The 7,267-nt window shown below is 59.8% G+C and carries 7 protein-coding genes; 1 reads left to right on the forward strand and 6 read right to left on the reverse strand.

Going from position 1 to position 7,267, the window contains the following annotated elements:
* Positions 1-291 (reverse strand): hypothetical protein (locus tag NW863_RS10635; protein ID WP_414366258.1); only part of this gene is annotated, 291 nt, incomplete at its 3' end.
* Positions 292-308: 17 nt separating this feature from the next.
* Entirely contained in the window at positions 309-1,115 is an 807-nt protein-coding gene (gene cobM / locus NW863_RS10640) for a precorrin-4 C(11)-methyltransferase (protein WP_414366259.1), read from the reverse strand.
* 170 nt (positions 1,116-1,285) lie between these two features.
* On the opposite strand from cobM, the gene NW863_RS10645 reads away from it, so the two are divergent.
* Positions 1,286-2,710 (forward strand): MATE family efflux transporter, encoded by a 1,425-nt coding sequence (locus NW863_RS10645; RefSeq protein ID WP_414366260.1) that lies wholly within the window; start codon positions 1,286-1,288, stop codon positions 2,708-2,710.
* Here the strand turns inward: NW863_RS10645 and ispD are convergent.
* From ispD to NW863_RS10665, 4 genes are all read right to left on the reverse strand, one after another.
* Complete coding sequence (gene ispD, locus NW863_RS10650) at positions 2,707-3,414, reverse strand: 2-C-methyl-D-erythritol 4-phosphate cytidylyltransferase (RefSeq protein WP_414366265.1); 708 nt, start codon at positions 3,412-3,414, stop codon at positions 2,707-2,709. The genes NW863_RS10645 and ispD overlap by 4 nt on opposite strands.
* A gap of 123 nt (positions 3,415-3,537) precedes the next feature.
* Complete coding sequence (locus NW863_RS10655) at positions 3,538-4,944, reverse strand: ammonium transporter (protein ID WP_414366261.1); 1,407 nt, start codon at positions 4,942-4,944, stop codon at positions 3,538-3,540.
* Between the two features lie 129 nt (positions 4,945-5,073).
* A complete protein-coding gene (locus NW863_RS10660; protein ID WP_414366262.1) occupies positions 5,074-5,412 on the reverse strand; it encodes a P-II family nitrogen regulator in 339 nt (112 codons plus the stop codon).
* A gap of 181 nt (positions 5,413-5,593) precedes the next feature.
* The gene (locus NW863_RS10665; RefSeq protein ID WP_414366264.1) at positions 5,594-6,988 is read right to left on the reverse strand and encodes an IctB family putative bicarbonate transporter; all 1,395 of its coding nucleotides are present in this window, start codon (positions 6,986-6,988) and stop codon (positions 5,594-5,596) included.
* Positions 6,989-7,267: the final 279 nt, after the last annotated feature.

Genomic DNA, 7,267 nt, shown 5'->3' on the forward strand with positions numbered 1-7,267 from the left:
CAGATCCACCATCAGGTAAAGGACATCTTGTTTCAGCGCCGAACGGCTTGGCAGGGGAGCAAGGGCCTTCTGCAAAGTCTTGATCAGGGTTGCCGCGCTGCGAGCAGCAGATGAGTCATCCATAAGGTTAGAGCTCTCACCAGTCAAAGAGGGAAATGAAGAGTCTTGCAACAACTCCAATCCAAAAGAAATCCACTTCTCTTGAGGAAGAGGAGCGCCTTGTAGCCAGCAGTCAAAGCCTCTGGCCTCATCGTGCTGCCTTATTATCTTCAGCCTGCCGTCATCCGTCAATATACTGAAAGAGGCTGTTACAAATGGGCCCGCCGGCCAATTTTGGGGCGGAAGAGGTGGGCGTGGTCAGGGCTGTAGAGCCGCGAGCGGGCCGAGCCGGCTCCTGCCAAGCCCCGTAGGGCGGGACTGATGAGGTAGAGCACGGTGCGTTCCAGGCCGGCTTGCCGCGTGAGGGCTGCCATCTCCGCCAGGGATCCCAGCCAGATCCGCTCGTCCGGCCAGCCCAGACGGTAGCAAATGGCCACCGGGGTATCGGCAGGATAGTGGGTCATTAGATCCGCCTGGGCTTGTTCCACATGGCGGGCGCTCAGGTAGAGACACAGAGAGGCGCGGTGAGCCGCCAGACTGGCCAGGGCTTCCGCTGCCGGCACACGCGTCCGGCCACTGGCGCGGGTGAGGATGATCGTCTGCACCAGCTCCGGCACCGTTAGCTCCACTTGCAAACGGGCGGCTGCCAGTTGAAAGGCGCTCACCCCCGGCACGATCTCAAAGGGGATCCCAGCCTCCGCCAGCCGAATCAGCAACTCGTGCAGAGCACCGTAAAGAGACGGATCCCCATCCTGCAGCCGCACCACCCGCAGCCCTGCCTTGACCCGCTCCACCATCTGAGGCAGCAGCGTTTCCAAGGTGAAAGCGCGTGTATCGATGGCCTCCACCCCAGGGCGACAATGGGTCAGCAGCCCCTCCGGCACCAAAGAACCTGTGTAGAATACTACATCTGCTTCCGCGAGTACTCTCTGGCCCCGCAGGGTAATCAGCTCAGGATCCCCGGGGCCGGCGCCGACAATGTGGACAGGCCAGTAGGATGAAGTCTGCTCGCTCATCCGCTCTCCTCTCGCCCCAGCAGCCAGCATCCTAACAGCAGCTAATCTCCCAAAGGTGGGAAGGGATCCCTCCCTCGCTCCAGTCCGTATTATCTCTGTAGTATAATAGCATACAGACAGCTCAGTCGAGAGGTTGCCTGTTGTTGCGCAGCACAGAGGAGGGAAAGGGTGTGAGGGGCATTGCGCAACGGCTAGATGCCCGAGGGATCCCACGGGTGGATCATGGGGTTGTGCTGAGGTTGGCGATGCCCTTGGTGCTCAGCGCTGGCATCCAGGCGCTGATGGGCATAACCGACACTTGGTTTATTGGTCAAATCTCCAGCCAAGCCTTGGCCGGGATGAACGCCGCCTGGCTGCCCACCCAGGTGGCCTTGACCCCCTTCCTGAGTCTGGGGCGAGCAGTGCAAACCTTGGTGGCGCAAACCTACGCCAGCGGAGATCCAAAGGGGGCCTCTCGCTATGCTTGGTCGGGAGTGGGGCTGGGGTTGGGCCTATTTCCCCTGTGCGGTCTCTTGTCGCTGTTGGGAGGCTTGCTGTATGGAGGGCTGCCCCTGCCGCCGGGGGTGGCGGAGCAAGCAGCGGCCTATTGGCAAATTCGCGTTTGGGGAGGCTCTGCCCTCTTGGGCACCTTTGCCTTGTCGGGTTTTTTTAACGGCATTGGCCGCACCTGGATCACTCTCTGGGTGAGTGGCTGGAGCGTGTTGCTCAACAGCATCCTCAATACCCTATTCATTTTCGGCTTGGACTGGGGGATCGCTGGAGCCGCCTGGGGCACAATCCTGTCGGAATATGGGGAGCTGACCCTCTACCTGCTGGTGTTTCTCTCAGCTTGGATCCACCGCGACTACGCTACGCGGCAAACCTGGCGCACGGGCTGGAAACCGTTGCGGCCATTGCTGAGATTGGGCCTGCCGATTGGGATCTACGCTTTGGCGGATATGAGCTCCTTCACGGTGTTTCAGTTGATGCTAGGCCAGTTGGGGGCTGTGGAGGGGGCAACGGCCCACCTGTGTCTGATGTTGTCTCGCTTTGCCTATTTGCCAGCCATCGGCCTGGAACAATCGGCCACGGTGCTAGTGGGCCAGGCTATTGGCGCCGGTCAGCCAGCTTGGGCAATGCGCTTGGGAAATGCCGTGATGGGCTGGACGCTCGGCTACATGGCTGTGATCGGCGGCGGGCTGGCGCTTTTTGGGCAAGCCCTGCTCGGCCTATTCGTTACAGGGAAAGACGCCAACGCCGCAGCAATTCTGCATCTGGGGGGGAGGCTGCTGCGGATCATCGGAGTCTCGTTTCTCTTCGATGGCATCAACTTCTCTGCAGTGGGATGCCTGCGCGGCGCGGGAGATGTGCGGGCACCCATGGCGATCATGCTCGGGATGAGCTGGCTCTTTTTCTTGCCTTTGGCGCAAATACTGATCTTTCCCCAAAGCTGGATCCCTTTTCTGCCGGGGTTGGGATGGGGGGCTGTGGGGGGCTGGTTGGCCATGCTGATCTATGTCGCCGGCTTGGCCAGCCTGTTGCTCAGCCGCTGGCGCAGTCGGGTGTGGCAGAAGGCGGCTCTGCGGCAGGGCCACCGCCATAGTGAGTTGGGCTAGCGCGCCGGATCGAGGCGCTGCTGTAGAATTTGCTTGGCCAGCACCAGATCCCAGGGGGTGGTTAACTTCAGATTAGACTCCTCCCCTTCCACGATGTAAACCGGCCAACCCAGCTTCTCGAATAGGGCTGCGTCATCGGTTACCTGCCACCCCTGGGCCAGTGCCTCCCGATGGGCTTGCCACAACAGCGACAGGCGAAAGCCCTGGGGCGTTTGGGCTGCCCACAGCCGGCTACGCTCCGGTGTCGATTCGATTTGGATCCCCTTGGGGCCGCTTGCGGTTACTTTAATCGTGTCTTTGACAGGGATCGCGGCAATCAAGCCGTCCACTTGCTCCAAGGCGGCGCTGCAGCGATCGAACAACTCAGAGGTGGCCAGGCAGCGGGCCCCATCGTGAATCAACACCCGTTCCACCGTTCCCAGCCCATAGAGATACTCCACCCCCCTGTAAACCGACTCCTGCCGCGTCACCCCTCCTTGCAGAAGCTGCACCGGCGTGGACAGCTCGATGGACGCCAGGATCTGCTCCATGGCCGGCCAGTCGCCGGGTTGGGAGAGAATGCCAATCCACTCGATGGAATGCGCCCGATCTGCCGCCCGCAACGTCCAAGCCAGGACAGGCTGACCCAAAAGTGGCAACAACAGCTTGTTGACCGCCGCCCCCATTCGCTTGCCGCTGCCAGCCGCCGGGATCAACAGGTGCATGGGATCCAAAAGTGCATCCAACCGCATCCCAGTTTACAGCCAGGGAGGGCCAGGCTTGGCCCTCCTCATCGTTGACAGTGGCGATTGGTGCCGCTGGATCCCCTTCAGAGCCGGGGTGCCGCCTCAAGGTTGGTCCAACTCGGCAGAAGCAATCACAAAATCCGGGTAGGCCACGTTACCATGCTCGCCCACATCCAAGCCGGCCAGCTCCTCTTCAGCACTGGTGCGCAGGCCAACGGTTGCCTTGAGGATCAAAAACAGGATCAAGCAGGTGATGAAAGGCCAGAAGAAATAGGCTAGAGCGCCCACAACTTGTACCCCAAATTGCGCCCAGGTCACCCCTGAGTTGGCGTGGGCAAACCAAGGGATCCCTGCTGCCAACACCCCCCAAATACCACAGGTGCCGTGTACCGAAACGGCGCCCACCGGGTCGTCAATCTTCAGCACCGTATCCAGAATCACCGCCGAGATGACCACCAGGATCCCGGCCACCGAACCGATGATCAAAGCTCCCAGAGGGTGGACAGTGTTGCAAGGAGCAGTGATCCCTACCAAGCCGGCCAGCACCCCGTTGGCGGCAAAGGTCATATCCGGCTTGCCAAAATGCACCCAGCAGGTGATCATCGCCCCAATAGCCCCTGCCGAAGCTGCCAGCAGCGTGTTCATGGCAATCCAGCCGATATCGGGGCTGGCGGCTGTGGTCGAGCCGGCGTTGAACCCAATCCAACCCAAGGTGAGGATAAACACCCCCAACATCCCCAGAGGCAGGTTGTGGCCGGGAATCGCCCGTGGCTCTCCGTTGGGGCCGTACTTGCCGATGCGAGGGCCAAGCACCATGGCCCCGGCTAAGGCGGAAGCGCCCCCCACCAAATGCACTACGCCCGAACCGGCAAAGTCGATGAAGCCCAGATCTTCCAGCCAGCCGCTGGTGCCACCGTTGTAGTCGCCAAACAGCCCATTCCAAGCCCAGCCCCCCGAGATGGGGTAGATCAGCCCAGAGATGACGACAGAGTAGATGAGGTAGGCCACGAACTTGGTGCGCTCCGCCATGGCCCCGGAAACAATGGTGGCAGCGGTGGCGGCAAACACCATCTGGAAGACGAAGAATGTAAAAGGCCAGTCCCCTGCTTCGTGGGCTTGCTGCCAACTGAAAGCAAACCAGCTCCGGCCAAAGAAGCCAGTATTTTCTCCAAACATCAGGCCAAACCCGATGAACCAAAAGGCGCAACAGCCCATGCAAAAGTCCATCAGGTTTTTCATCATAATGTTGGCGGCATTCTTGGCGCGGGTAAAGCCCGTCTCCACCATGGCGAACCCCGCCTGCATGAAGAACACCAAGGCTGCCCCCACCAGCGTCCAGACAATGTCAGCATGTTTCTGTACGACTTCCGCGTCCTGAGCGAAGGCGCTCTCCTGACCCAACAGGAAAACCAGCGAAATCGTCAGAGCAGCAGTTAGGCCCCCCTGAGCTGGTTGCCAAAGCCACTGCAGTGCTTGGCCTTTGAGTCTTTGGATCATCCTTGTAGACATGCTTTTCGACTCACCTAAAGTGACGGTACTTTTACAACGCATTAACTGGGGCAAAGATCCCTCATTTGCCCACTGCAAGCCAGCCTGGGACTCGGATCGAGCTACCCAGGCTCCAAGACCTTCCCTGCTTTACAGGGCGTCTTGGTTGAGTTCGCCGGTACGGATGCGAATGGTTTTCTCGACAGGGCTGATGAAAATCTTGCCGTCCCCGATTTCGCCGGTGCGAGCCGCCGCGATCAGCTTCTCCACCACCGTGTCCACCAGGTCGTCTTCGACCACGATCTCCACCTTCAGCTTTTGCAGGAACTCTACCGTGTACTCGGATCCCCGATAGCGCTCGGTTTGTCCTTTTTGCCGACCAAAACCCCGCACTTCGCTCACTGTCATGCCGACAATTCCGGCATTGACCAGGGCAATTTTCACCTCATCCAGCTTGAAGGGCCGAATTATAGCCTCGATCTTTTTCATTGGCCTCCCATATCCCCAACAATCCCGCTAATTTCTAACACTACTAAAACCTGCAAATTGTAAATCTAGATACATTTTCGTTCTTCTACTGAGAATGCTTACCACTCTAGATTTGCTCTCGTCAAGACCAGAAGGCTAGGCCTGGGCTACTTTAGCTTTTTAAGAAGTTCGCGCTGGCATCTCACGAGCTTAGTCTTTCACCGGCCGTTGAGGATCGAGGAGAATCCAGACTGGCTGTGACGAGGGCCACTGCCAGCCACCACAGCATCTGCACCTGGGGACGGTACCAGATGGTGTCCACCAGGCCGTGGGCCATCATGCCGGTGCAGGCTGCTAAACCTGCCGCCACCCACAGGCCCTGGGGATCCCGGCAGGCAAGTAAACGTTTCCAGCCTCTCCAGCCGTGATCCCAGAGCACCAGGAGGAACCAAGCAAAAGCTAGGGATCCGACTAAGCCCGTCTCCAAGGTAATCTGGAGCGGCACCGAGTAGGCTGCAAGGGCGCTGAAGTTGCCCCGCTGGTAGAGGGGATAGACGCGGTTGAAGGCGACATTGCCAGGGCCGATCCCCAAGATGGGAAAGTCGCGGATCATCTCCAGCACCGCCGCCCAGACGTTGAGGCGAAAGTTGTTGCTGGTATCTAGCCGTCCCCAAAGGAGGCTCTGAGCCCGTAGCCGCAAGGGGCGTACCGTCAAGATGGCAAGCAGCAGCGCGGCTGCGCCCCCTCCCAAGAGAGCCGGCACCGTCCAGCGCTGCCAACGGGCCGGCAGGCGGGGGGCGTACCATTGGGCCAGCAGCAGGGCCATCATCCCCAGCGCTGCCAGCCCCCCAATCCAGGCACCGCGGCTGTAGGTCAGCCCCAGACAGATAAGGTTGACGGCGGTTGTAAACCCCACCAGAAGCTTGATCCCCCAACCCGGCCAGAGGCAAATGGCAGCCAGCCCCAAGGGGAGGAGGGGAACCAGGTAGCCCCCATACAGGTTAGGGTTGCGCAGAAAGCTGTACACCCGTGTCAGGCCCGCCAAGCCCGATTCTGGATCTACCCAGGTGGCCAGTTCGGCCGCCCCGTAAAAGTACTGCCGCAGGCCGTAGATCCCCATCCCCAGGCTGACCAAGAGCAGGGATCCAACAATCCCATCTCGGAATTGGGGTTGGCGCAGCAGACGATGCAAAAGCAGATAGCCGGCTAAGTAGAGCGTCAGCTTCAGCCAGCCATCCCGCGCCGCATAGGGAACCGGCGAGAGGAGCGTTGCCAGGGTAGCAATTCCCCAGAAAAGGCCCAGGGGCAGATGGACAGGTAGCCCAGTCGGGGTTTCCACCAGCCAGCTCAAGACCACAAGCGCCGCCATGGCCAGTAGGATTAGGCCGAGGATGCCGGTGGAGCTTTGGGAGGAAAAGACCCAGTAGAGCAACACCAGACCCAAGCCAATCCCGTCCAAGCCTTGGACGAGCAAGCTGCCTTGGCCCCAGTTTTTCAGGGATCCCGACAGGCGGCCCAAAAGGCTGCCCTGCCACCAGGAATCGATAGGAAAACCCCGCAGCAGCAGAGCTTGCCACAGTTGCCTTGCTTGTTCCATCGCCGCTTTCCAGCCCCCTGGGCACCTCTCCCTCTGCCTCTGCTCATCTTCCGAGTTTATCTCCCCAGCGGCCAGGGGTAAGGACATCAGGGCAGGCGGGATCCCTCCTTTTGGAAGTGGAGAACCAATAGCTTGGGCTTGCCTGCTTCGGGAGCACGTTAGGTTGAGAGTTGGCTCCTAGCCCTGCCACGACCAACCTCAAAATTTCTAGAGGTGCACCGCCGCATGAGACAATGCACTTAGAATTATGCCAAAGCTTAGCCTTTCCCCAGTACACTT

The organism is Synechococcus sp. B60.1 (assembly GCF_047462555.1).
In the GTDB taxonomy this organism is placed as follows: domain Bacteria; phylum Cyanobacteriota; class Cyanobacteriia; order Thermostichales; family Thermostichaceae; genus Thermostichus.

Excerpts from the sequence above, each read along its gene's own strand:
- cobM (WP_414366259.1), bottom strand. The coding sequence starts at position 1,115 with ATGAGCGAGCAGACTTCATCCTACTGGCCTGTCCACATTGTCGGCGCC.
- ispD (WP_414366265.1), bottom strand. The coding sequence starts at position 3,414 with ATGCACCTGTTGATCCCGGCGGCTGGCAGCGGCAAGCGAATGGGGGCG.
- NW863_RS10660 (WP_414366262.1), bottom strand. The coding sequence starts at position 5,412 with ATGAAAAAGATCGAGGCTATAATTCGGCCCTTCAAGCTGGATGAGGTG.
- NW863_RS10655 (WP_414366261.1), bottom strand. The coding sequence starts at position 4,944 with ATGTCTACAAGGATGATCCAAAGACTCAAAGGCCAAGCACTGCAGTGG.
- NW863_RS10665 (WP_414366264.1), bottom strand. The coding sequence starts at position 6,988 with ATGGAACAAGCAAGGCAACTGTGGCAAGCTCTGCTGCTGCGGGGTTTT.